General features: G+C 70.9%; 18 protein-coding genes and 1 other RNA gene. 14 read left to right on the plus strand and 5 right to left on the minus strand.

From position 1 onward, the window contains the following. Positions 1 to 51: 51 nt before the first annotated feature. The 4 genes from OG933_RS26510 (at position 52) to OG933_RS26525 (ending at position 2,803) form a co-directional block, all read left to right on the plus strand. On the plus strand, positions 52 to 1,230 hold the full coding sequence (locus OG933_RS26510; RefSeq protein WP_405629175.1) for a S41 family peptidase: 1,179 nt from the start codon (positions 52 to 54) through the stop codon (positions 1,228 to 1,230). A 60-nt stretch (positions 1,231 to 1,290) separates the two neighbouring features. Beyond that, complete coding sequence (smpB, locus tag OG933_RS26515) at positions 1,291 to 1,839, plus strand: SsrA-binding protein SmpB (RefSeq protein WP_327183359.1); 549 nt, start codon at positions 1,291 to 1,293, stop codon at positions 1,837 to 1,839. Between the two features lie 133 nt (positions 1,840 to 1,972). After that, positions 1,973 to 2,359: a transfer-messenger RNA gene (gene ssrA, locus OG933_RS26520) on the plus strand. Between the two features lie 81 nt (positions 2,360 to 2,440). Next, the gene (locus OG933_RS26525; RefSeq protein ID WP_362522632.1) at positions 2,441 to 2,803 is read left to right on the plus strand and encodes a hypothetical protein; all 363 of its coding nucleotides are present in this window, start codon (positions 2,441 to 2,443) and stop codon (positions 2,801 to 2,803) included. Here the strand turns inward: OG933_RS26525 and OG933_RS26530 are convergent. From OG933_RS26530 to OG933_RS26550, 5 genes are read right to left on the minus strand one after another with little or no spacing between them, the layout of a single operon-like run. Beyond that, positions 2,790 to 3,806 (minus strand): LacI family DNA-binding transcriptional regulator, encoded by a 1,017-nt coding sequence (locus OG933_RS26530; RefSeq protein WP_405629177.1) that lies wholly within the window; start codon positions 3,804 to 3,806, stop codon positions 2,790 to 2,792. The two genes, OG933_RS26525 and OG933_RS26530, sit on opposite strands and share 14 nt — an antisense overlap. Beyond that, positions 3,806 to 6,076: an alpha-xylosidase gene (yicI, locus tag OG933_RS26535; RefSeq protein ID WP_405629178.1), complete on the minus strand. Its 2,271-nt coding sequence runs from the start codon at positions 6,074 to 6,076 to the stop codon at positions 3,806 to 3,808. Before yicI ends, OG933_RS26530 begins: the two co-directional genes overlap by 1 nt. A 30-nt stretch (positions 6,077 to 6,106) precedes the next feature. Then, the gene (locus OG933_RS26540) at positions 6,107 to 6,937 is read right to left on the minus strand and encodes a carbohydrate ABC transporter permease (protein ID WP_267022825.1); all 831 of its coding nucleotides are present in this window, start codon (positions 6,935 to 6,937) and stop codon (positions 6,107 to 6,109) included. Continuing rightward, the gene (locus OG933_RS26545; protein ID WP_405629180.1) at positions 6,934 to 7,899 is read right to left on the minus strand and encodes a carbohydrate ABC transporter permease; all 966 of its coding nucleotides are present in this window, start codon (positions 7,897 to 7,899) and stop codon (positions 6,934 to 6,936) included. Before OG933_RS26545 ends, OG933_RS26540 begins: the two co-directional genes overlap by 4 nt. Continuing rightward, on the minus strand, positions 7,896 to 9,209 hold the full coding sequence (locus tag OG933_RS26550; RefSeq protein ID WP_405629182.1) for an ABC transporter substrate-binding protein: 1,314 nt from the start codon (positions 9,207 to 9,209) through the stop codon (positions 7,896 to 7,898). The genes OG933_RS26545 and OG933_RS26550 overlap by 4 nt, the downstream gene beginning before the upstream one ends. A 701-nt stretch (positions 9,210 to 9,910) precedes the next feature. Between OG933_RS26550 and OG933_RS26555 the strand changes: the two genes are divergently transcribed. From OG933_RS26555 to OG933_RS26600, 10 genes are all read left to right on the plus strand, one after another. Beyond that, positions 9,911 to 10,732, plus strand: a complete 822-nt coding sequence (locus OG933_RS26555; protein ID WP_405629183.1) for a hypothetical protein — start codon at positions 9,911 to 9,913, stop codon at positions 10,730 to 10,732. A gap of 914 nt (positions 10,733 to 11,646) precedes the next feature. Continuing rightward, complete coding sequence (locus OG933_RS26560; protein WP_405629184.1) at positions 11,647 to 13,773, plus strand: bifunctional polysaccharide deacetylase/glycosyltransferase family 2 protein; 2,127 nt, start codon at positions 11,647 to 11,649, stop codon at positions 13,771 to 13,773. Positions 13,774 to 13,958: 185 nt separating this feature from the next. Next, positions 13,959 to 15,122 carry an acyltransferase family protein gene (locus OG933_RS26565; protein ID WP_405633520.1) on the plus strand — a complete coding sequence of 388 codons (1,164 nt, stop codon included), beginning with the start codon at positions 13,959 to 13,961 and terminating at the stop codon, positions 15,120 to 15,122. A gap of 479 nt (positions 15,123 to 15,601) precedes the next feature. After that, positions 15,602 to 16,873, plus strand: coding sequence for a metallophosphoesterase (locus OG933_RS26570; protein WP_405629185.1), 1,272 nt, complete (start codon positions 15,602 to 15,604; stop codon positions 16,871 to 16,873). Positions 16,874 to 17,170: 297 nt separating this feature from the next. Continuing rightward, on the plus strand, positions 17,171 to 18,565 hold the full coding sequence (locus tag OG933_RS26575) for a nitrate/nitrite transporter (RefSeq protein ID WP_327183349.1): 1,395 nt from the start codon (positions 17,171 to 17,173) through the stop codon (positions 18,563 to 18,565). Positions 18,566 to 18,664: 99 nt separating this feature from the next. Then, positions 18,665 to 19,840, plus strand: a complete 1,176-nt coding sequence (locus OG933_RS26580) for a uroporphyrinogen-III synthase (protein WP_362522624.1) — start codon at positions 18,665 to 18,667, stop codon at positions 19,838 to 19,840. Between the two features lie 193 nt (positions 19,841 to 20,033). Then, positions 20,034 to 20,609: an ABATE domain-containing protein gene (locus OG933_RS26585; RefSeq protein WP_362522623.1), complete on the plus strand. Its 576-nt coding sequence runs from the start codon at positions 20,034 to 20,036 to the stop codon at positions 20,607 to 20,609. Positions 20,610 to 20,944: 335 nt separating this feature from the next. After that, positions 20,945 to 21,466, plus strand: coding sequence for a sigma-70 family RNA polymerase sigma factor (locus OG933_RS26590; RefSeq protein WP_010039908.1), 522 nt, complete (start codon positions 20,945 to 20,947; stop codon positions 21,464 to 21,466). A 50-nt stretch (positions 21,467 to 21,516) separates the two neighbouring features. Beyond that, on the plus strand, positions 21,517 to 22,299 hold the full coding sequence (locus OG933_RS26595) for a zf-HC2 domain-containing protein (RefSeq protein ID WP_314223239.1): 783 nt from the start codon (positions 21,517 to 21,519) through the stop codon (positions 22,297 to 22,299). Between the two features lie 64 nt (positions 22,300 to 22,363). Further along, positions 22,364 to 24,742: a HelD family protein gene (locus OG933_RS26600; protein WP_405629186.1), complete on the plus strand. Its 2,379-nt coding sequence runs from the start codon at positions 22,364 to 22,366 to the stop codon at positions 24,740 to 24,742. Positions 24,743 to 25,017: the final 275 nt, after the last annotated feature.

A 25,017-nucleotide genomic window follows, 5' to 3' on the forward strand; every position in this document is an offset into this window, starting at 1 on the left:
CGTACGGTCAACCGACCGTACGGCCCTTCGCGTTCCCCTAGACTCACCGCCATGTCAGGCCGTGACCTGTTCTGTCAGCCCCGCCGTTTCGGCCGCGGGGCCGCCCTGACATTGGTGTTCGCGAGCGTGCTCGTCGCCGGTGCCGCCACCGGATCCCTGCCGGGCGACCCCGCGCAGGGCGGGCGGGGCGCCTCGGGCGCCGCCCCCTCCCCGGCCCCCGCCGGCCACTCCGAGGACGTGACGCGGGCCGCCGAGGAGGCCGCCGCGGACGGCAAGTCCCCGATGGAGGCCGCCGAGCGCGCCGTCAGCCGCAGCGGGGACCGCTGGGCGGCCGTCTACTCCGAGGGCGAGTACGAGGAGTTCGAGGCGTCCCTCGACGGCCGGTACACCGGCGTCGGCCTGGAGGCGCGAGGCGACGGGGACGGCCGGATCGAGGTGACCAAGGTGCGGTCGGGATCGCCCGCGGCCGCCGCCGGGATCCGCGCGGGCGACCGGCTGCGCAGCGTGGACGGACGCTCCGTCGAAGGCCTCCCGGTCACCGACGTCGTCTCCTTACTCCGCGGTGACGCCACGCGCGCGACCGCCGGCAGCTCCGTCCGTCTCGGCCTGGAGCGCGGCACGCGCGCGTGGACCGAGAGCCTGCGCCGGGCGCTCCTGTCCACGGACTCCGTCACCGTCCACCGGCTTTCCGACGACACCACCGTCATCACCGTCGCCGCGTTCACCAAGGGCGTCGGTGACAGCGTGCGCAGCGCCGTCCGCCGGGCCCCGGCAGGGGCCGGGATCGTCCTCGATCTGCGCGGCAACTCCGGCGGCCTGGTCACCGAGGCCGTCTCCGCCGCCTCCGCCTTCCTCGACGGCGGCCTGGTCGCCACCTACGACGTCGACGGTGACCAGCGCGCCCTGCACGCCGAGGGCGGCGGCGACACCACCAGCCCCCTGGTCGCACTCGTCGACGGCGGCACGATGAGCGCCGCCGAGCTGCTCACCGGCGCCCTCCAGGACCGTGGCCGCGCGGTCGTCGTGGGCTCCCGTACCTTCGGCAAGGGCTCGGTCCAGATGCCGAGCCGGCTGCCCGACGGCTCCGTCGCCGAGCTGACCGTCGGCCACTACCGCACTCCCTCCGGTCACGGTGTCGACGGCCGGGGCATCACTCCCGACCTGGAGGCGGACGACGGGGCGCTGGAGCGGGCCGAGACCGTGCTGAGCGGCCTCGGGGACGCGCCCTGAGCGACCGCCGCGTAATCGGCTTTCCCTCAGTGGGCCTCCGGGTGCGAAACTGGCTGCACTATGAGCAAGGGAATGTACGTACCGAAGGAGTCCCAGCCGAAGCAGGGTGGGGCGGCCGCGTCCGGCAAGGTCAAGGACGGCAAGCGCAAGATCGTCGCGCAGAACAAGAAGGCCCGGCACGACTACGCGATCATCGATGTCTACGAGGCCGGTCTCGTCCTCACCGGCACCGAGGTGAAGTCGCTGCGCGAGGGGCGCGCCTCGCTGACCGACGCCTTCGTCCAGATCGAGGGGAACGAGGCGTGGCTGCACGCCGCGCACATCCCCGAGTACTTCCAGGGCAGCTGGACCAACCACTCCGCGCGCCGCAAGCGCAAGCTGCTCCTGCACCGCGAGGAGATCGACAAGCTGGCGGTGAAGTCCGAGGAGACGGGCCACACGATCGTGGCCCTCGCCGTCTACTTCAAGGACGGCCGGGCGAAGGCCGAGATCGCGCTGGCGCGCGGCAAGAAGGAGTACGACAAGCGGCAGACCCTGCGCGAGCAGCAGGACCGCCGGGAGACGGACCGGGTGATCGCGGCGGAGAAGCGCAGGCAGCGGCACGCGTAACCGCCGTCCGCGGGGTCGCCGGGAATACAGTGGCACCGTAGTGCGTTGGTCACGTACGATGGCACCTGTGCCTCACAGCAGGCGCGAACCCTCTCCGGAGGGGCCCTCTCCGGAGGGATTGAAAAATCAACATGGGGATGATCGGTTTCGACAGCGACTGTTGAAGCAGGGGAAGCGTGTCGAGGAAGCGGCAATGATCTCGTAAACCATATGTCGCAAAAAATAATCGCCAATACCAAGAGCGATTCCCAGTCCTACGCCCTCGCTGCCTAATAAGCAGTGATGTAGGACCCTAAAGGGTGTCAGCCCGGGAGTGTTCCCGGCCCGGATCCTGGCATAATCTAGGGAACTAAACCATCTGGCCCGGTCACGGGGTCGGATGGGAAATCAAACAGTGACTGGGCCCGTCGGCGACTTGTTCGCGTGATCACCGGGGCCGAGAAAATCACAGCGAACTGCACACGGAGAAGCCCTGATTCTGCACCGTTGGACGCGGGTTCGATTCCCGCCATCTCCACTCATCCCATGTGAACAAGAACCCCGTCGCTCCCGAGCGGCGGGGTTCTTGTCGTCGCACGTCGGACGAAGAGAGGGAGGCCCGGTGGACGAGCCGCCGCACATCACGCTCCTGGGCGAGTACCACGCGCACCCGCTCCGCAGAGGCTCCTACGACGACTTCGCCCCGGACGACCCCGCGGCCGCCCTCGGCCTGTCCGCCGCCCTGGTCGCCGACCTGTCCGCCTGGGCGACCGGCATCGACGCCGCCATGAACACCTGGCTGGCCGACCGTGACGACTTCCGCTGGGACGCCACGTTCCTGCGCCTGCACGAGGAGGGCGAGACGCTGGCCGAACGCCTCGCCCGGGAACTCGCCCCCGGTCGGACCGTGGGCTACGAAGGCGTCCAGGGCGTGTCCTGCGCGCTCCTGGGGACCCGCCTCGGCAACCCGGTCAGCGTGGACTGACCGTCCGCGGCGCCGTACTCGCCCGCAGGGTCAGCGCGGGCGGCAGCAGGGTCGCCCCGGGTACGGCCTCGCCGTCGAGCTTGCGCATCAGCAGCTCCACCGCACGCACACCCACCTCCGCCGACGGCAGCGCGACGGAGGTGACCGGCACCCGGAGCCCCGCGGCCAGCTCGTCCGGGCAGATCGCCGTGACCGACAGGTCGCCCGGCACCCGCAGCCCCAGCTGCTCGAACGCGTCGACGAGCGGCTCCAGGACCGCCTCGTTGTGGACCACCACCCCCGTCAGCGCGGGCTGCTCGCGCAGCAGCTGCTCCGCCACCCGGCGGGCCGCGGCCGGAGTCGCCTCACAGGGGTGGACGGTGGAGGCGAGCCCCGCCCGGTCGGCGGCCGCGGTGAACCCCTGGACCACGCGCTGCGCGAAGGCCGTCCCGCGCACGTACACCTCCGGCGGCGACCCGACCAGAGCGACCACCCGGTGCCCGAGCTGCGCCAGATGTTCCACGCACCGCTCGCCCGCCGCCCGGAAGTCGAGGTCGATGCAGGTCAGCCCGTCGGCCTCGAGCGGGAAACCGATCATCACGGACGGCCGGTCCAAGGAGCGCAGCAACGGCAGCCGGGGATCGTGGAGTTGGACGTCCATCAGGATCAGCGCGTCGACCAGGGCCGTGTCCGCGACCCTGCGCAGCCCCTCCTCGCCCTCCTCCTGGGTCAGCAGCAGCACGTCGTGGTCGTGCTGCCGGGCCGCCGTCACCACGGACACCGCGAACTGCATGACGACCGGGACATGGATGCCGGCCCGCAGCGGCACCACGAGCGCCAGCACGTTGGAGCGGCTGCTGGCCAGCGCCCGGGCGCCGGCGTGCGGGCGGTAGCCCAGCGTGCGGGCGGCCTCCTCGACCCGCCGCCGGGTCTCCTCGGAGATCGGGCGCTTGCCGCTCAGCGCGTACGACACCGTGCTGGGGGAGACCCCGGCGTGCCGCGCCACATCGGTGATCTTCACCATCAGGCCCGCTCCCGGTCGTCCGCGGTCTCCAGGGTCAGGAAGCCGGTGCCCGCCGCCGCGCGCGCGACCCGGTCCCCGGCCGCCAGCGCCCACGGCGCCGAGGGGTCGCTCGCGGACGCCCGCAGGGTGTCCCCCTCCCGTACGACGGTGAAGGTCACGTCCCCGACCCGTACCGTCACCTGGGCGCCGCGCTCCAGGCCGTAGGTGCGCAGGGTGACCCCGTCGGCGTGCGGGTAGTCCGGCCGGTCGGCGTGGGCGCCCACCGGGAGGACCGCGCCCGGCCGCACCAGCAGCGGCAGGCCGAGGAACCCGTGGCGTTCGCTCACCCAGCGCGGCCCGGTCACCGTCCGCCCGGTGAGGTAGTGGGTCCAGGTGCCCTCGGGGACGTAGTACGTCACATGCCCCGCGTCGCTGAACACCGGCGCGACCAGCAGGTCCGGGCCGAGCATGTACTGCCGTTCCAGGTGCGCGCAGCCGGGATCCGCCGGGAACTCCAGCACCATCGCCCGCATCATCGGCGTGCCCTCCTCGTGGGCGACGCGGGCGGCCTCGTACAGGTAGGGCATGAGCCGCAGCTTCAGCCGGGTGAAGTGCCGGGCCACGTCCACCGACTCCTCGTCGAACAGCCAGGGCACCCGGTACGAGGAACTGCCGTGCAGTCTGCTGTGCGAGGACAGCAGGCCGAAGGCCAGCCAGCGCTTGAACAGCGCCGGTGTCGGTGTGCCCTCGAAGCCGCCGATGTCGTGGCTCCAGAAGCCGAATCCGGACAGGCCCAGGGACAGCCCGCCGCGCAGCGACTCCGCCATCGACTCGTACGTCGCCTCGCAGTCACCGCCCCAGTGCACCGGGAACTGCTGGCTGCCGGTCGTCGCCGACCGCGCGAAGACGACCGCCTCCCCCTCGCCCCGGTGCTTGCGCAGCACGTCGAAGACGGTGCGGTTGTAGAGGTACGTGTAGTAGTTGTGCATCCGCTCCGGGTCCGAGCCGTCGGACCAGGTCACGTCGACCGGGACGCGCTCGCCGAAGTCGGTCTTGAAGCAGTCGACGCCCTGCGCGAGCAGCGCCTCCAGTTTGGCCGCGTACCAGTCGCGGGCGGCGGGGCTGGTGAAGTCCACGAGGGCCATGCCGGGCTGCCACAGGTCCCACTGCCAGACACTCCCGTCCGGCCGCCTCAGCAGATGGCCGAGCGCCCTGCCCTCGGCGAAGAGCGGCGACCGCTGGGCGATGTACGGGTTGATCCACACGCTGACGTGCAGGCCCTTCGCCTTCAGCCGGGCCAGCATGCCCTCCGGGTCGGGGAACACCCGTGGGTCCCAGGTGAAGTCGCACCAGTTGAACTCCCGCATCCAGAAGCAGTCGAAGTGGAAGACGGAGAGGGGGAGTTCGCGCTCGCGCATGCCCTCGATGAAGGAGGTCACCGTCTCCTCGTCGTAGGAGGTGGTGAACGACGTCGACAGCCACAGGCCGAACGACCAGGCGGGCGGGAGGGCGGGGCGGCCGGTGAGGGCGGTGTACTTGCGGAGGATGTCCTTCGGGGTGGGGCCGTGGATGACGTAGTACGTCAACTCCTGTGTCTCGGCGCTGAACTGGACCCGGGACACGGCCTCCGAGCCGACCTCGAAGGACACCTTGCCCGGGTGGTCGACGAAGACCCCGTAGCCCGCGTCCGTGAGGTAGAACGGCACGTTCTTGTAGGCCTGTTCGGTCGCCGTGCCGCCGTCGGCGTTCCAGATGTCGACGACCTGGCCGTTCTTGACCAGCGGGCCGAAGCGTTCGCCGAGGCCGTAGACGGAGGTCCCCACTCCCAGGTTGAGCTGCTCGCGCAGGTAGTGGCCGCCGGTGGCCGCGTCCCGCATGATGCCCATGCCCTTGGGGCCGCTGGAGGTGAGGGTGCGGCCATGGGCGAGGAACTCCACGTGCCAGGGGCCGGAACGGGCGACCTTCACGGAGAGCGCGCCGGAGGTCAGGGTCGCGTACGCGTCGTCGTAGGAGAGCAGGGGGGCGGGCTCCGCCTCGGTGAGGTCGAAGGCCGGCTCGCGGGGCCGCTCGCCCGTGAAGTGGGTGAGGGTGAGGCCGACGACGTCGGGCATCGGGGTGTGGGCGGTGATCGTCATGACCGGTCCCGTCATCAGGTCGCCGCGGCTGCGGATGGGCCGGGTCGGCGCGTGGATCTCCAGGACGCCGTCCGACTCGACGACGTCGAGGACCTCGGCCGGGTGGGCGGCCGTGACGCCCTCGCGCAGCAGCCAGTAACCGTCGGTGAACTTCATGGGTGGGGGGTCCTTACTGCTCGGTCCTCACTACTTCACGGCACCCACGGCGATACCGCGGGTGAGGGTCCGCTGGAAGACGAGGAAGAAGACGAGGGCCGGGAGTACACCGAGGAGGGCGGCCGCGTTGGTCATCGTGGCGTCCATCAGGCGCTGCCCCTGCAGGACACCGAGGGCCACCGACACGGTCTGGTTGTCGTTGGAGATCAGCATGACCAGCGGGAGCAGGAACTCGTTCCAGGTCCAGACGAAGAAGAAGACCAGCAGCACACCGAGGGTGGGCCGGCTGACGGGGACGACGATCCGCCACAGCACCTGCCACTTGTCGGCGCCGTCGATCCGGGCCGCCTCGATGATCTCGCGCGGGAACCGGCTCAGCACGGCGGAGAGCAGGTAGGTGCCGAAGGCCGCCTGGATCACCGTGAAGACGATGATCACGCTCAGCCGGGTGTCGTACAGGCCGGCCTGCTTGCTCAGGTAGTACACCGGGTAGACCAGCGCCTCCTGCGGAAGCATGTTGGCCAGCACGAAGAAGGCCAGGACCCAGGTGCGTCCCCTGATCCGCCCGATGCCGATCGCGTACGCGTTCAGCACCGACAGGACCACCGCCGCCACCGCCACCGAGCCGCTGATCAGGACCGAGTTCAGCAGCTTGCGGCTGTAGTCGACGCGCTCCCAGAAGTCCTTCAGACCGTCCAGGTACAGGCCGTCGGGCAGGCTCAACGGCCCGTTCCGCGCGTACTCCGCCGGGGACTTGACCGCGTTCAGGGCGACGACCAGAAACGGGACGATCATGAAGAGGGCGGCCAGGCAGAGGGCCAGGAGGACCGGGTAGCGGCGCAGGGCTCGTACGGCCTTCATGTCCGGAGTCCTTCCTCCGCGTCCTGCGCCCGGGTCTGCAGCCGCAGGCCGACCAGGGAGAGGGCGAGGATGATCACGGTGAGCACGGTGGAGATCGCGGCGCCGTAGCCGACCTGCGTCTTCTCGAAGAACGTGGCGAAGGAGAAGTAGGAGGGGACGTTCGTCGCGCCGCCGGGGCCGCCCTTCGTCAGGACGTACACCGCGCCGAACACCTTCAGCGCGGCGATCGTGCACCAGGTCAGGACGACGTAGATCTCCGGGCGGATCTGCGGCAGCGTGATGTGCGCGAAGCGGCGCCACCAGCCGGCGCCGTCCAGCTCGGCCGCCTCGTACAGCTGCGGGTCGACGCGTTCCAGTCCCGCCATGAAGACGACCAGCGGGAAGCCGAGCTGCACCCACACCATCACGCCCATGACGCTGTAGAGCGCGAGGTCGGGGTCGCCGAGCCAGTCCTGCCGCCAGGAGCCGAGACCGACGGCCTGGAGCAGCTCGTTGAGCGAGCCGTCGTCGGGCGCGAGGATCCAGCTCCAGACGATGCCGGCGACCGCGATCGGCAGCACCTGCGGGAGGTAGAAGCAGGCCCGCAGGACGGCCGCCGTCCGGCTGCCGAAGTGCTTGCCGACGTAGTCGAACAGGGCGGCGGCCAGGACCAGTCCGACGGCCGTGGGGAGCGCCGCCATCGCGACGACCATGAAGAGGCTGTGCCGGAAGCTCTCCCAGAACTCCGCGTCGTCCAGCAGCTCGCGGTAGTTGGCGAGCCCGGCCCACTCGGGGCTGCCCACGCCCTGCCAGTCGGTGAGGCTCACCCCGGTGTTCATCAGGAACGGCACGATGACGACGGCGAGGAAGGCGAGGGCGCCCGGGAGCAGGAACAGCGCGTAGGAATCGCGGGCCCGGCGCGGGTGAAGGGACCTGTCCTGCTTGCCGGTCACCCGCCCGCCGCGCTCGACGGTCACCGTCATGTCTTCGGTACGCCCTTGTCGTACGCCTCCTGCAACGCGTCCAGATAGCCGTCGGGCTTCTCGCTGCCGGTGATCAGCTTCTGGGTCTCGGAGACGAGGACGTCGTAGAAGCCGGGGACCGGCCAATCAGGGTAGAAGGCCAGGCCGTCGCGGCCGGACAGGGTGTTGAAGTTGGCGATGAGCTCCTTGGACTTCGGGTCGGTGATGGCGGCGGTGTCCGCCGCGACCGGGACGCCGCCCTTGTTGCCGAGCAGGTTCTGGATCTTCTTCGACATGGTGATGTCGATGAAGTCGTAGGCGAGCTCCTTGTTGTGGGCGCTCTTGGGGACGACCCACAGGTTGCCGCCGGAGCCCGGGGTGAGGTTCGAGCCGGGCCACAGGGTGGTGCCCCAGTCGAACGTCGCCTCGTCCTGGAAGCGGCCGTACCACCAGCTGCCGGAGAACAGGACCGGTGCCTTGCCCTGCAGGAAGGAGAGGCCCGCGTCCTCGGCCTTGGCGCTGGTGGAGCTCTTGCCGATGTAGCCCTTCTTCACCCAGTCGGCGAAGGTGTCGGCCGCGTACGTCCAGGCGGCGTCGTGGAAGTCGGTCTTCCCCTGGTACAGCTCGTAGGAGTCGACCCAGGAGCGGTCCGCCCTGGACAGGGCCAGCTGGTAGACGTACTGCTGGGCCGGGTACTCGGCGCCGGAGTTGGCGAGCGGGGTGATCTTGTGCTCGGCGAAGGTGTCCATCGCCGCGACCAGGTCGTCGAGCGTCTTCGGCTCGGCGAGCCGGTACTTCGCGAACAGGTCCTTGTTGAAGTAGACCATCGTGTACTCGGCGTAGTTGGGCACGCCGTACCACTTGCCGGAGCCCATCACGCCGTTCGTGTCGTACCGGCTGGTGGTGCGCACGCCCGGGCTGAGCAGCTTGTCCCAGCCGCGCTTCGTCACCTCGGCGGACAGGTCGGTGAGGAGCCCCTGCTTGGAGAGCAGGCCCGCCGTCGCGTTGCCCTTGTTGTACTCCATGAGGTCGGGCGCGTCGGAGGAGTTGAGGACCATCGGGGCGGTCTTCTGGATCTGGTCGAAGCTCTTCTCCTCGAACTCCACCTTCACGCCCGGGTGCTGGGCCTCGAACTCCTTGATCGCCGCTGTCCAGGCCGCGCCCATCGCGCTGTTCGGGGCCTCGTAGTGCCACAGCCGCAGGGTCTTGGCGTCGGAGGAGCCGCCGCCGTCCGAGCCGCCGCAGGAGGCCAGGAGCAGAGATCCGGCGAGGACCGCTGCCGTGCTCGCCGTTCCCCGTCGTGCCATCACACGCCTTCGTGCCGTCAACATCCTGTGCCTCCAGGGGAGTCGGATGGATCTGAGGGCGTCACGGTGCGTCCATCGAATCGATTCGATGGGTGACGTCGAAGCGCTTCGACGGGGGAAGTTATGTGGCTGCTGTGGTCACGTCAATGGGGCGCGTGGGGGAAACGGGCAATCCGGTGTTGGCGCCAGTGAACTTTCCGGCCATGCCTGGGATGGCTCTCCGCCGCCCTCTCGGCGCCGATCGTTTATATGTGTATGTCGCTTGTGTGATGAAACGGGCCGACCGCCTCGATCTGTGATGCGCATCGATGGATCACTTTCGTGATCGCGGTGATCGAGTGCGACCGCCGAGGCTTGACCAGGAGTGATTTTCAGCCATGGACAAGGGCGTGAATTCTGTCCATGTATGACACATCGCGAACACAGGGCCCAAGCCTGCGCTAGATTCGTAGACCTGAGCGCAATGGGATAAATGGGGCGCGAGAGCTGGGTGGGGGCCCGGTTCATCGGCGTGCGCTCAGGGTCGTCGGCGCACCCGGAACAGTTCCGTGGGGGGAAGTACGCACATGAAGAATTGGCGAGAAGACGCCCAACCGGAGTGGCCGGCGGTGGCATCGCCGACCCGGGATGTGCCGGTCGTGGGGCCGGGATCCCAGAGTCTGGCAGGGGTCGGGGGGCAGCCGCTGACGTCCATGGCGGGGGAAAGCGCCAGATACCGGTCGCTGATGGATGTACCGCGAGAAAGCGGTCTCCTGTCGGCCTCGAACATCTCGAACGGACTTTCCGAAAACGAACGGTCGAGCGACCTCCGGGACCCCTGGGGAGAGGAGCCCGGCGGCGCGGACGCGGAGACGAGCGACCCGGCCGAGGTGACCGTCCAGCTCGACCCCCTGAAGAAGGGGCGACCCGACGGTTCCGATGCCGCCTCCGACGTCCCGGTGTTCGTCGACGAGTCGGGCCGGCGCAGCCGTACGTTCCGCCGCATCGGCATCGTGGTGGGTACCGCCTGCGGGGCGTACGCCGTCGTCATCGTGGCCGCGCTGCTCTCGGGCAACGCGGGCGCGCCCTGGCTGCCGGTCCCCGTGCCGGGCCAGGCCGACGAGAAGCCGGCGGCCGGCAACGTGGACGGCACGTCGGCGCCCGACAGGTCCGCGAGCCCGCGCCACGGGGTTCCCGGCGGCACGGTTCCGGGCGGCTCGGGTGCCACCGCGACCGCGTCCGGCACGATGCCGGGCAAGCCGGGCGCGAGTACGGCGCCGGGTGCGTCGGGCAGCGCGGCTCCGTCGGGCAAGGCGTCCACGGCGGCGCGGCCCTCGGCGAGCGGGGCCGCCCGCCCCAGCACCGGCGCGACGGCCACGGGCTCCTCGGCGCCCGGCCCGAGCAGCCCGGTGGTCGCACCGCCGCCGCCGTCCACGCCACCGCCGGCGTCCTCGCCCGCCGCCTCTCCTTCCGCGTCCTCCGAGCCGTCCCCGGCCGGCGGGGCCTCCACCACGGTCGCCGACGGCCCGCCGGAACCGGTCCCGGCGGCATCGACCCCGGCAGCCTGAACGGGACCCGTGCGAGCCGTCGGCCGACCGGCCTCACGGACTCCCCCGGCCTCGGCGCACGGTGAACCCGCCGCCGGGCCCGGCTCCGGAGCGGCGGCCGACGAACACCACACCGCCGAACACCACACCGCCGACCCCCGCAGCGGCTGCGCCCGGGGCACCTGGGCAGGGGCTGGAGCCCTGGTGTCCGGGCCGGGACCGGGGCTCCGGTCACGCGGGCGGGGGGCGGCCGTCGTCGTTCCACCACGGCTCCACCACCGCGCCGGGACTCGGGCTCCCGCCTCCGGGACCGGCCCCGGGATCCGGACTCCGGTCCGCCCCTGGCCCGGATCGTCGGGCCCGCATCGCCGGGCCCCGCGCAACCGGCCCGGAAACAACCCGACCTGACGGTCCCGGAGCAACGGCCCCGGAGTAACGGCCCCGACGTGACAGTCCCGAACTGACAGCACCCGACCCGACGGCCCCGAACTGACAGCACCCGACCTGACGGTCCCGAACCGATAGCCCCGACCCGACAACCCGACCCGACGGCCCCGACGTGACGGGGCCCGGTACATGAAGTCCGCATTTGTCAGCGATGTCTTGACGCTCGCTCCTCGCCGCTTCAGCTCGCGGCGCGTACCTCGCCCGACCTCGTCCCCGGAGAACCACCTCTCATGGCACCACGTACCAGCCGCCGCTCGACCCGACGGTCAGCTGTCGGGCAGCCCGCGCACTCGTCCGGCGGCCACGCCGCGTCCGCTTCACCGTCGACGGGGGACGCGCCGGGAGGTGATTCGGCCGGCGGGCCGCGCGGCGGTGGGCGGCGGTCCGCCGGCCGGCGGTCCGGCCCGAGGCAGGGCCGGGGTCGTGCTCCGGGGCACGCGGCGGGCGGCTCCGCGCACGCCGCGCCGTCACCCGAACGCCGGCGTCTGGTGTCGCTCCGGCTGCGTCATCTGCTGCCGCTCGTCGTGCTCGTCGCGATGATGGCGATGCTGATGCTGCGCGGCTATGTGCACAGCGAGATCCTCGCCGACTACCGCATCCGCCCCGAGGCCGCCGCCGACAAGGTGCCGCAGAAGGTGCTCGACGGCGGCCCGGTCGTCGACACCCGGAACGGGCAGCAGACCAGCCTGGGCGTGCCGGACCACCGGATCGTGCTCACCTTCGACGACGGGCCCGACCCGAAGTGGACCCCCGAGGTCCTCGACGTCCTGAAGAAGCACCACGTGCACGCCGTCTTCTTCATCACCGGCACCATGGCCTCCCGCTACCCGGACCTGGTCCGGCGGATGGTGGACGAGGGCCACGAGATCGGGCTGCACACCTTCAACCACCCCGACCTCTCCTACCAGTCGAAGAAGCGCATCGACTGGGAGCTCACCCAGAACCAGCTGGCCCTGGCAGGCGCCGCGGGGATCCGGACCTCGCTCTTCCGGCCGCCCTACTCCTCCAGCACGGACGCCCTCGACAACGCCTCCTGGCCGGTCACGCAGTTCGTCGGCACCCGTGGCTACCTCACCGTCTTCACCACCGCCGACAGCGAGGACTGGCGCAGGCCCGGGGTCCGGGAGATCATCCGCAACTCCACCCCGCAGGGCGGCAAGGGCGCGATCGTCCTGATGCACGACTCCGGCGGCGACCGCCACCAGACGGTCCGGGCCCTCGACACCTACCTTCCCGAACTCCAGGGCAAGGGCTACACGTTCGAGAACCTCACCGAGGCCCTGGAGGCCCCGAGCGCGCACACCCCGGTCACCGGGCTCGACCTGTGGAAGGGCAAGGCCTGGGTCTTCCTGGTCGAGGCCTCGGACGACATCACCGCCGTCCTGGTCGTCGGCCTCGCCGTCATCGGCGTCCTGGTCTTCGCCCGCTTCGGGCTGATGCTCCTGCTCTCCGCGATCCACACCCGCCGTACCCGCCGCAAAGGCTTCGTCTGGGGGCCCGACGCGCCCGTCACCGAACCGGCCTCGGTGCTCGTCCCGGCCTACAACGAGGCCAAGTGCATCGAGAGCACGGTGCGTTCGCTGATGAAGAGCGAGCACCCGATCGAGATCGTCGTCATCGACGACGGCTCCAGCGACGGCACCGCCCGGATCGTCGAGGACCTGCACCTGCCCGGTGTCCGCGTCGTCCGGCAGCTCAACGCGGGCAAGCCCGCCGCCCTCAACCGGGGTATCGCCAACGCCCGGCACGACCTCATCGTGATGATGGACGGCGACACCGTCTTCGAGCCCTCCACGGTCCGTGAACTCGTCCAGCCCTTCGGCGACCCGAAGGTCGGCGCGGTCGCCGGCAACGCCAAGGTCGGCAACAAGGACACCCTGATCGGTGCCTGGCAGCACATCGAGTACGTGATGGGCTTCAACCTCGACCGCCGGATGTACGACGTCCTGCGCTGCATGCCCACCATTCCGGGGGCCGTGGGTGCGTTCCGGCGCAGCGCGCTCGACCGGGTCGGCGGCATGAGCGACGACACCCTCGCCGAGGACACCGACATCACCATGGCCATCCACCGGGACGGCTGGCACGTCGTCTACGCGGAGAAGGCGCGCGCCTGGACCGAGGCGCCCGAGTCCGTCCAGCAACTGTGGTCGCAGCGGTACCGCTGGTGCTACGGCACCATGCAGGCGATCTGGAAGCACCGCCGCGCCCTCGTCGAGAGCGGACCGTCGGGCCGCTTCGGCCGCGTCGGCCTCCCGCTCGTCTCCCTCTTCATGGTGGTCGCCCCGCTCCTCGCCCCGCTCATCGACCTCTTCCTCGTCTACGGCCTGCTCTTCGGCCCGACCGGCAAGACGATCGCGGCCTGGTTCGGCGTCCTCGCCGTCCAGGCGGGCTGCGCGGCGTACGCCTTCGTCCTGGACCGCGAGCGCCTCACCCCCCTCATCTCCCTCCCGCTCCAGCAACTCCTCTACCGCCAGCTGATGTACATCGTCCTGCTCCAGTCCTGGATCACCGCCCTCACCGGCGGCCGGCTGCGCTGGCAGAAACTCCGTCGCAAGGGCCAGGTGGCGGCCCCGCCCGGCGTGGCGGCGGCGACCGCGGACGGAGGAGCGGCCTGATGAGCACCCACCCGACGGACACCACGGCCGAGTTGCCCGAACTGCCCCACGCGTCGGCCCGGACCACCGTGTCGGAGCAGCAGGGCTCCGAGCAGCAGGGCTCAGAGCAGCAGGGTTCAGAACAGCAAGGTTCAGAACAGCAAGGTTCAGAACAGCAGGGCTCAGAGCAGCAGGGCGCCGAGAGGATGGGCGCCGAGAAGAAGGGTGCCGGGAAGAAGGGCGGTGGCCGGGACCGCTACTTCGACCTGCTCCGGGCCATCGCCCTCTTCCGGGTCGTCTTCTACCACCTGATGGGCTGGGCCTGGCTGCCCGTCGTCTTCCCCTCCATGGGCGTGATGTTCGCGCTCGCCGGCAACCTCATGGCCCGCTCGCTGGCCGCCCGTCCCGCGCTGGGAGTCGTACGAGGCCGGCTGCGCAGGCTGCTGCCCCCGCTGTGGCTGCTGGGCGCGGTCGGTGTGACGGGCATGCTGGTGGCGGGCTGGGGCCCGGACGAGGAGGGGCACCCCGGCTGGTGGTGGCTCCACCTCGCCTATTGGATCCTGCCGCTGAGCGACCCGCCGTACGGCGAGGCTCTGCCCGGTGTGCACGGGCTGATCAGCGACGGATGGGCCGGCGACCTGGGCGTACCCCTCTGGTACATCCGCGCCTACCTCTGGTTCGTGCTGCTCTCCCCGTTCCTGCTGCGTGCCCTGCGCCGGCTGCCCTGGCCGACGATCCTCGCGCCCGTCGCGCTGTCCGCCGCCCTGGAGTTCGGCGCGCTGTCGGTGCCGGGCTGGCGGCTGGAGGCCCAGCTCAGCGACTTCGGCACGTTCGGCGCGTGCTGGCTGCTGGGCATGGCGCACCAGGAGGGCGTGCTGCGTCGCCTGCCGCGTTACGTGGTGCCGTCCCTGGCGCCCGCAGTGGCGGGAATCGGCCTCTGGTACACCCTGACCCACGACCTCAGGGAGGGCCACGACCTGGACGACATGCCCTTCGCCCAGTCCCTGTGGTCCTTCGCCGCGGTGCTGCTGCTCCTGCACCTCAGCCCGTCCTGGTCCGAGTGGCCCGCCGGGCTGCGCCGCTGGGACCGGCTGATCACCCTGCTCAACTCCCGTGCCGTGACGATCTACCTGTGGCACAACGTCTGCATCGGGGTCGTGGAGGCCCTGTGGGACCGGCTGTGGGGTATCTCCTGGCTGGAGACGAACGCCTCCTGGGTCCTGGAGAGCCCGTGGCCGCAGCTGCCGGCCATCTGGCTGCTCACCGCGGCCTGTGTGATCTGCTTCGGCTGGGTGGAGGATCTGGCGGCCCGCCGCAGGCCACGCCTGTGGCCGGACGGCCGGGTCGGCGCCGGAACACACCGGTCCTGAACACACCGGTCCTGAACACCGGTTCTGAACACACCGGTCCTGAACGGCACCTTCGGCCCCCGAACCGGACCCCGTGTGCGCCTCCGTACGGCGCCGTACGCCGCCGTACGCCGTTCGCCCGGTTCGGGGTGCGGCCCTCCGAAGCCCTGGTGAGTATGGCCCGGTATGCCCGTCGATCGGACGGGTCGGAGCCCAGGGTTTCGGGATGGAGGAACGTGAGCAGGATGCGCCGGACCATCGTTGTGGCCATGACGGGAGTGCTGACCGCGGCGCTCTCGGTAGGGACGGCCCTCGCGGGGACCGCGTCCGACGGCGGAGGGCCGAAGCCGCCGGGGGCGAGCCCTCCGCCAGGGACCCCGCCCTACGGCGAAGGCCCGAAGCCGCCGGGGCCGACCGCTCCGCCACCAGGGACCGGTAACCCCAACGGTGAGGCATGGGCATGGACCCAGCTGACCAGCCGGGGTGCCCAGGTCCGCTATGTGACCACCGACACCTCCGGCACGTGCCCCTCCGTGCGGTACACCCTGGGCATCGTGCGGACCGCTTACCGGATGCGGCTGCTGAGCCGTCCCGCGCCGCCGCAGTTCCCCACCACGGTGTGCGAGGTGGTCGTGCCCCTCGGGGCCTACAACGCGGTGCTCGTGCAGACGACGATCGCCGCGGCCGTGCTGCACCCCGGGCTTGAGCTTCCCCTGCCGAACTGGACCGCGAACACCCGTCCCGGCACCATCGCCGTCATCGGCGACTCGGGGTGCCGCGTCACGACGGCGGGTCCCGATCAGGCCTGCGCCAACCACCAGACCGGCTGGCCGTTCCCGCAGATCGCGAACAGCGCGGCCAAGGTGACCCAACCGGACCTCGTGATCCATGTCGGCGACTACCTCTACCGTGACGACCCGGCTCAGGCCGACGACAAGGCGGCGAATCCGGGCTGCACGACCTCGGCGGACAGATTCACCTGGGCCTGTGTGGTCGCCGACTTCTTCAGGCCGGCGGAGAAACTGCTGGCCATGGCGCCGGTCGTGCTGACCCGGGGCAACCACGAGGACTGCCGCACCCCACCCGCGACGGGCGGCGCGGGGGCCGCGTGGTTCCGCTACCTCGCCGACGAACTCAGAGCCAACGGATCGTGCTCCTTCTACCCCGATCCGGTGGAGATCAGGGCAGGTGTCCTGCACCTCCTCAACGTGGACTCCTCGTTCGCCGACCCGGCCGACAGCGGAAGCCTCGCGCAGCAGGCGACCTACACCCGGCAGTTCGAATCCGTGAACCAGCTCGCGGCGCAGCAGACCGGCCACGACTACTTCGTCGTCACCCACAAGCCGGTGTGGATGGTGAGATCGGTCGGCCCACCGCTGGAGACGTTCACCCCGGTCCTCGAAAGGGCCGTCGCCGGGACGACCCTGGGGCGGCTGGCGGACAACATCCGCATGGTGGTCTCCGGCCATGCGCACCTCTACCAGATGATCGATTTCAACACCACGCGGCCACCGCAGGTGACGGTGGGCTTCTCCGGGGGAGCCCCCCTGGAGCAGGGGCCGAACGACGCCGGCGTGATCGGAAAGTCGGTCGGGACGCCGCTGCAGCCCGTGAATCACTCCGTCACCCAGGGAGGGGTCTTCGGGTACGCGGCCCTGAACCGTAACGCCGGGACCTGGGACCTCACCGCTCACGACCCGGCCGGTGCGGTCCGCGGTCAGACCTGCACGTTGAGCGGGAGCACCGCCAACAAGGAGTTCGTCTGCCACTGAAGGGCCCCGCGGGCCTCGACGGATGCGCCCCCACCCCCGGTCCGGCCGGGGGTGGGGGCGCTTCGGGTATGCGTGCGCGGCCGCCCCGCACGCCGCCTCACGCAACAGCGCCCCCGTCCCGGCCCGTACGCTCAGGCTCAGGCCACAACCTCTCACCGGCCCTCCGCGCAAGGTGAGAGCAACGTTCCTTTCCGGTCACCCACAGCCACAGCGTGGAAACGCGCCCTCCCTACCTTCGGGACTCATCACCGCTCATCCCCCCGAACCACCCCAGCCCCGGAGCACCGTGGAGGCGTCATGACAGCCCCGAGTACAGCCCCCGCATCCCCGCCCCCCACGAAGAAGGGGAGCCACTGGATCGAGGAGTGGGACCCGGAGAACGAGGCCTTCTGGAACGAGAAGGGCGAGAAGATCGCCCGCCGCAACCTCCTCTTCTCCGTCCTCTCGGAGCACATCGGGTTCTCGATCTGGACGATGTGGTCCGTGCTCGTGCTCTTCATGGGCCCGGAGTACGGCCTCACCCCGGCCGACAAGTTCCTGCTGACGTCGATGGTGACGCTGGTCGGGGCGGTCGTGCGGGTGCCCTACACCTTCGCCGTCGCGGTCTTCGGCGGCCGGAACTGGACGATCATCTCGGCCGGGCTGCTGCTGATCCCCACGATCGCCGCGTTCACCGTGATGGACCCGGGGACCTCGTTCAACACGTTCCTGCTGGTCGGTCTGCTCGCGGGCATCGGCGGCGGCAACTTCGCCTCCTCCATGACCAACATCAACGCCTTCTTCCCGCTCCGTAAGAAGGGGTGGGCGCTCGGGCTCAACGCGGGCGGCGGCAACATCGGCGTGCCGGTGATCCAGCTGATCGCCCTCGCCGTCATCGGCGCCAGCGGCGGGCCGCGCGTGCTGCTGGGGATCTACATCCCGCTCATCGTCATCGCCGCCACCCTCGCCGCGCTGTACATGGACAACCTGGCCTCGGTGAAGAACGACACGGGCGCGGCGATCGACTCCGCGAAGGACGTGCACACCTGGATCATGTCCTTCCTCTACGTCGGCACCTTCGGGTCGTTCATCGGCTACAGCTTCGCCTTCGGGCAGGTCCTGACGAACCAGTTCGGCCGGACGCCCCTGCAGGCGGCCTACCTCACCTTCATCGGCCCGCTGCTCGGCTCCCTCATCCGTCCCGTCGGCGGCTGGCTCGCCGACCGCTACGGCGGTGCCCGCATCACCCTGTACAACTACGTCGGCATGGCCGCCGCCACCGCCGTCCTGGTCTTCGCCAGCATGCAGAAGTCGCTGCCGCTCTTCGTCTCCGTCTTCGTGGTGCTGTTCGTGCTCAGCGGCCTCGGCAACGGGTCGACGTACAAGATGATCCCCGGCATCTTCCAGGCGAAGGCGGTGGCCAAGGGGCTGGAGGGCGAGGAGGCGGCCGCCTACGGCCGGCGTCTCTCCGGTGCGTCCATGGGACTGATCGGCGCGGTCGGCGCGCTCGGCGGTGTCGCGATCAACCTGGCCTTCCGGCAGTCCTTCCTGTCCTACGGTTCCGGGACCGGCGCTTTCGTCGCCTTCCTCGCCTTCTACGCGGCGTGCTTCGGGGTCACCTGGGCCGTATACCTTCGCCGCCCGTCCGGCAGGATCACGGCAGGAAGCACCGCTTCCGAGGCGAAGCAGCAGCTCAGCTACGCCGAGGTGTGACGTAACACCGGCGACACGTGGCCGAACCGAGCCTGTCACGCACCGTTGACAGGCTCGTCGGCATGTAGGTGCAAACGGGACCCGAGCGGGACGAGAGTTATGTACGAGCAACAGCAGCGATCCGATGCCGGCCCTCAGGGCGCCGTCGAGCACGGTCCCCTCGCGGGCTTCACCGTGGGCGTGACGGCCGCGCGCCGGGCCGAGGAGCTCAGCGCGCTGCTCCAGCGGCGTGGGGCGGCGGTGCTGCACGCGCCCGCCCTGCGGATCGTGCCGCTCGCCGACGACGGTGAGCTGCTCGCCGCCACGAAGGAGCTCATCGACCAGGTGCCGGACGTCGTGGTCGCCACCACGGCCATCGGCTTCCGCGGCTGGATCGAGGCCGCCGACGGCTGGGGGCTCGGCGAGCAGCTGCTCGACAAGCTGGGCGGCGTCGAGCTGCTGGCCCGCGGCCCCAAGGTCAAGGGTGCCGTGCGGGCCGCCGGGCTGACGGAGGACTGGTCGCCGTCCAGCGAGTCCATGGCCGAGGTGCTCGACCGGCTCCTGGAGGAGGGCGTCGACGGGCGCCGGGTCGCCGTCCAGCTGCACGGTGAGCCGCTGCCCGGGTTCGTGGAGTCGCTGAGGGTCGCGGGCGCCGAGGTCGTGGGGGTGCCCGTCTACCGGTGGATGCCGCCGGAGGACGTCTCGCCGCTCGACCGGCTCCTCGACGCGGCCGTCTCCCGCGGACTGGACGCGATCACCTTCACCTCCGCGCCCGCCGCCGCGTCCCTGCTGTCGCGCGCGGAGGAACGCGGCCTGCTGCCCGAGTTGCTCGCCGCCCTCGCCCACGATGTGCTGCCGGCCTGCGTCGGTCCGGTCACCGCGCTGCCGCTCCAGGGGCACGGCGTGGACACCGTCCAGCCGGAGCGGTTCCGGCTCGGGCCGCTCGTGCAGCTGCTGTGCCAGGAGCTGCCGTCGCGGGCCAGGGCGCTGCCGATCGCCGGGTACCGGGTGGAGATCCGGGGCCACGCGGTGCTGGTGGACGGGAGTCTGAAGCCGGTGCCACCGGCGGGGATGTCCTTGCTGAGGGCGCTGTCCCGGCGGCCGGGGTGGGTCGTGCCGCGCTCCGACCTGCTGCGGGCGTTGCCCGGCGCCGGGCGGGACGAGCATGCCGTCGAGACGGCGATGGCCCGGCTGCGGACGGCCCTCGGGGCGCCGAAGTTGATCCAGACGGTGGTGAAGCGGGGGTACCGGCTGGCGCTGGACCCGGCCGCGGACGCGAAGTACGCCGACGAGTAGGCGGGCTGTATCGGCACCGGAGCCGTTCCGGCCAGGAGCCGCGTCACCGGGGGCCGTCGCCCCCGGGCCTCCGCTTCGGCCCCGGAAGGGCCTGGTCCTCAATCGCCGGGCGGGCTGGTGATTGGCACCCGGCGCTGGCACTGTGAAGGGACGGATTCCCGAGCAGTGCCCCTCGGTTGGCGGTGACACGCGCATGGACGAGCTCCGGTTCGACGCCGGGCGGATCTGTCTCGACCTGCTCGCGACCGCGCATCCCCTCGAACGGCTCGACGCCGTCGTGCCGTTGTGTGCGTGGATCCGCGGCTGCGGACTCGTCCCGCCGGACACTCCGCTCACCCATGCCGACGCCTCCTGGCCGCCCGCCTTCCGCGAACTGCGTCGCAACACCGGACAGTTGGTGCACGGGTGGCTCAACCGGCACGAAGTCGGGTCGTACGACCTCGCCCTGGCCCGCGTCAACGACGCCGCCCGGGCCGTTCCCCCGGCCCCGCGTGCCGTGCGCGGCGAAGACGGTGGGCTCGTGCGCGAGTTGGCCGGACCGCCGGCGTGTGTCGCGCTGCTGGCCGCCGTGGCCCGGGACGCGGTGGAGCTGCTCACCGATCCCGTCGCCCGGGCGGGGCTGCGGCAGTGCGCGGGGGACAACTGCCCGATCGTCTATGTCGACATGTCCCGGGGGCGCCGGCGCCGGTGGTGTTCCAGTGAGGTCTGCGGGAACCGGGAGCGGGTGGCGCGGCACCGTCGGCGGGCGGCGCTCGCCTCACGGACGTAACTCCCGTGCCGGGTATGCGGCTTTCGTAGAGGCACCGCCGACCGACTGTCGAAGTGATTTCGATTACACGCCGTTTACCTGAGCCGCGCGCCGGGCAGTCAGCGCGATCTTGTCGATGTGGCGAAAACGTAAAGAAAAAGCGGTGGGAATGTGCCGCCATGTCCCCGCTCGTCATGACACCCCGAAGAAAAGTGTCTCCTCGGTTTGAACGCTCAACACCCCGCTTGCGTACCCGTCGTCGAGCGACCGACTGGGGGAACCCCCGGACACCGGAGGTGGGCGTGCGCAAGGATGCGGCCGTGGCCAATGAACGTGGATCGAGGGCCCGACATCGCATGTCCCAGCCCTCGGAACCTGACGAGGAGCTGATGCGTGCTCTGTATCGGGAGCATGCCGGACCCCTGCTTGCGTATGTCCTGCGCCTGGTTGCCGGAGACCGGCAGCGCGCCGAGGACGTCGTGCAGGAGACGCTCATCCGTGCCTGGAAGAACGCCGGTCAGCTCAATCGTGCGACCGGATCTGTACGCCCCTGGCTGGTGACGGTCGCACGCCGCATCGTCATCGACGGCCACCGCAGCCGGCAGGCCCGGCCGCAGGAGGTCGACCCGTCGCCGCTGGAGGTCATTCCTGCGGAGGACGAGATCGACAAGGCGCTGTGGCTGATGACGCTGTCCGACGCGCTCGACGACCTGACCCCGGCCCACCGGGAGGTGCTCGTCGAGACGTACTTCAAGGGGCGTACCGTCAACGAGGCGGCCGAGACGCTGGGGATACCCAGCGGCACCGTGCGCTCACGGGTCTTCTATGCCCTGCGGTCGATGAAGCTGGCTCTGGAGGAGCGGGGGGTGACGGCGTGATGAGCGTTTACGGGGGATTCGGAGCAGGTGGTTCGGGTATGTCTGGACCCATGCAGGGATCTACGGGATCTCCGAGCCCGAGCGAACACGAGACCGTCGGCGCCTACGCCCTCGGGATTCTCGACGACGCCGAAGCAACCGCTTTCGAGATGCATCTCGCCGGCTGCGAGTGGTGCGCCCAGCAGCTCGACGAGCTCGCCGGCATGGAACCCATGCTGGCCGCCCTCGCGGACCTGCCGGGCACCGGCACCCCCGCGATCGGCGAGTCCCTGTCCGCCCGTCCCAGCCCGCGGCTCGCGGAACGGCTGGTCGACGAGGTGTCGGAGCGCCGCGCGGTCAAGCGCCGCCGCTCGTTCTTCCTGGTGGCGGCCGCGGCCGCGCTGATCATCGGCGGCCCGCTCACCGTGCTGGCGGCGACCGGCGGCGACAGCGGCACCAAGGGCACCGAGGCGAGCTCCACCAAGTCGGCCAACGCGGCCAAGGACACCTTCGCGACGCTCAGCGACCGGGTCTCCGCGACCGACTCCGCCTCCAAGGTCTCCGCGACCGTCGCCATGGGCGAGAAGGCCTGGGGCACCGAGATCGGTGTCGAGCTCAAGAACGTCACGGGCCCGGAGAAGTGCTCGCTCATCGCCGTCGGCAAGAACGGCGAGCGCGAGACGGTCTCCTCCTGGTCGGTCCCGGAGTGGGGCTACGGCATCGCGAACGCCAAGACCGAGCAGGCCAAGAACCCGCTCTACGTCGTGGGCGGCGCCGCCTTCAAGACCAACGAGATCGACCACTTCGAGGTCATGACCTTCGACGGCAAGAAGCTCGTCCAGATCGACGCGTAACTTCCTAGACGGGGTCCCCTTCGCGTACGGTTGACGGCTGCCCAGCACGTCAGAAGGGGGCCCGGTGGCCGTTCAGGCACAGCAGGAAACCGCGGTCGGATCGGTTCGGCACACCGCGCCGGATTCGGTGCGGGACCGAGAGATCGGCATCGAACAGGAACACCTAGACCGGGTGTACCGGCGCCTCGAGGAGAAGATCCACGAGGCGGAGTTCCTGATGCACGACGCGGCCAAGCGAGGGCAGGTCGGCACGCCCGGCGCCCTCGCCGAGCGGGACGCCCAGGTGTTCCGCGCCGGCGTCCACCTCAACCGGCTCAACAACGAGTTCGAGGACTTCCTGTTCGGGCGGATCGACCTGCTCGCCGGGAAGGACGGCAAGAAGGGCCCCGACGGCGCCTACACCGCCGTCGAGCCCGCCGAGGGGGCCGTCCGCCCCGACAACACCGCCGACATCGCCGAAACGCTCCACATCGGCCGTATCGGAGTCCTCGACTCCGAATACGCCCCGCTGGTCATCGACTGGCGGGCACCGGCCGCGGCGCCGTTCTACCGGTCGACCCCGGTCGACCCGGGGCGCGTCGTACGGCGCCGGGTGATCCGCTCGAAGGGGCGTCGCGTCCTCGGCGTCGAGGACGACCTGATGCGTCCCGAGCTGAAGGCGGTCCTGGACGGCGGCGAACTGCCCGTCATCGGCGACGGCGCCCTCATGGCCGCCCTCGGACAGGCCCGCAGCCACACCATGCGCGACATCGTCGCCTCCATCCAGGCCGAGCAGGACCTGGTGATCCGCGCCCCCGCCGCCTCCGTGACCTACGTCGAGGGCGGGCCGGGCACCGGCAAGACCGCCGTCGCGCTGCACCGGGCCGCCTATCTGCTCTACCAGGACCGGCGCCGGTACGCGGGCGGCATCCTGATCGTCTCGCCCACGCCGCTGCTGGTGGCGTACACCGAGGGCGTGCTGCCCTCGCTCGGCGAGGAGGGCCAGGTCGCCATCCGCGCCATCGGCTCCCTGGTCGACGGCGCCGAGGCCACCCTGTACGACTCCCCGGCGGTGGCCCGCGCCAAGGGGTCGTACCGGATGCTCAAGGTGCTGCGGAAGGCGGCGCGCGGCGCGCTGGAGAGCGGCGGCCGGGCCGCTGCCCAGATGGCCTTCGGCGACCCCGACGAGGAGGCCGGCGAGACCCCCGCGCCCACCGGGACACCGACCCGGCTGCGGGTCGTCGCCTTCGGCCGCCGTCTGGAGCTGGAGGCCGCCGACCTGGACCGCGTCCGGCAGAGCGCCCTCAGCGGCACCGCCCCGGTGAACCTCCTGCGCCCCCGCGCCCGCAAACTGCTCCTGGACGCCCTGTGGGAGCGCTCCGGCGCGGCCGGCCGGCACAGCGACCCCGAGCTCGCCGCCGAGCTGCGCTCCTCCTTCGACGAGGACGTGACCACCGAGGACGCGTTCATCGCCTTCCTGGACGCCTGGTGGCCCGAGCTGACCCCGCAGGCCGTCCTCGCGGCCATGGCCGACGAACGCCGGCTCGGCCGCTGGGCCCGGCGCATCCTCAACCCCGGCGAGGTCCGCAAGGTCGCCCGCGCCCTCAAGCGGGACGGCCGCTCGGTGCACGACATCGCCATGCTCGACGAGCTCGAGGCGATCCTCGGCGCGCCGTTCCGCCCGAAGAAGCGGCGCGAGTACGACCCGCTGGACCAGCTCAGCGGCCTGGAGGAGCTGATGCCGGTGCGCGAGGAGACGCAGCGCGAGCGCGCCGAGCGGCTCGCCCAGGAGCGCACCGAGTACGCGCACGTGATCGTGGACGAGGCACAGGACCTCACCCCGATGCAGTGGCGCATGGTCGGCCGCCGCGGCCGGCACGCCACCTGGACGGTCGTCGGCGACCCGGCCCAGTCCTCCTGGTCCGACCCCGACGAGGCCGCCGAGGCCCGCGACGAGGCCCTCGGCACCCGCCCGCGCCGCCGCTTCCAGCTGACCGTGAACTACCGCAACCCGGCCGAGATCGCCGAGCTGGCCGCGAAGGTGCTGGCCCTGGCCATGCCCGGCGCCGAATCCCCGTCGGCGGTCAGGTCGACGGGGATCGTGCCGCGCTTCGAGGCCGTCACCGACACCCTGGGTGCCACCGTCCGCGCGGAGGCCGGGCGGCTTCTGGAGCGGGTCGACGGCACCGTCGGCGTCGTCGTCGCCATGAACCGCCGCGAGGAGGCGAGACGCTGGCTCGCCGGGCTGGGCGACCGGGTGGTGGCCCTCGGCAGCCTCGAGGCCAAGGGCCTGGAGTACGACGCCACGGTCGTCGTCTCACCGGCGGAGATCGCGGACGAGAGCCCGGCCGGCCTGCGGGTGCTGTACGTGGCCCTCACCCGGGCGACGCAGCAGCTCACGGTCGTCTCCGGGGACCGCGACGAGCCGGACGCGAACGGCGTCCCGGACCTTCTGAGGGACTGAACAGCTGACCGTTTCCTGTGAACCCCCCGGACGGGAATGGTCTTCGGCCATCCGTTTGTTAGCCTGGTCGTGACACCGGCTCGATCCAAGCCCCCGGGCCCAACCTTCGTCGCTACGAGCGACCACTTGCCGCGAGGCGAGCATGGCGGGCCGGTGTCGTGAACGCGAGAGAGGCCCACATCACCTGTGATGTGGGCCTCTCTCTTTGCCCCCTCGCGGCCCCCTCCCGGAGCCTCCAGCGACTTGATTGAGAACAAAACGATCGCAATCCGGGG

Origin of the sequence: Streptomyces sp. NBC_00016 (assembly GCF_045040885.1) — a bacterium.
Taxonomy (GTDB): domain Bacteria; phylum Actinomycetota; class Actinomycetes; order Streptomycetales; family Streptomycetaceae; genus Streptomyces; species Streptomyces coriariae.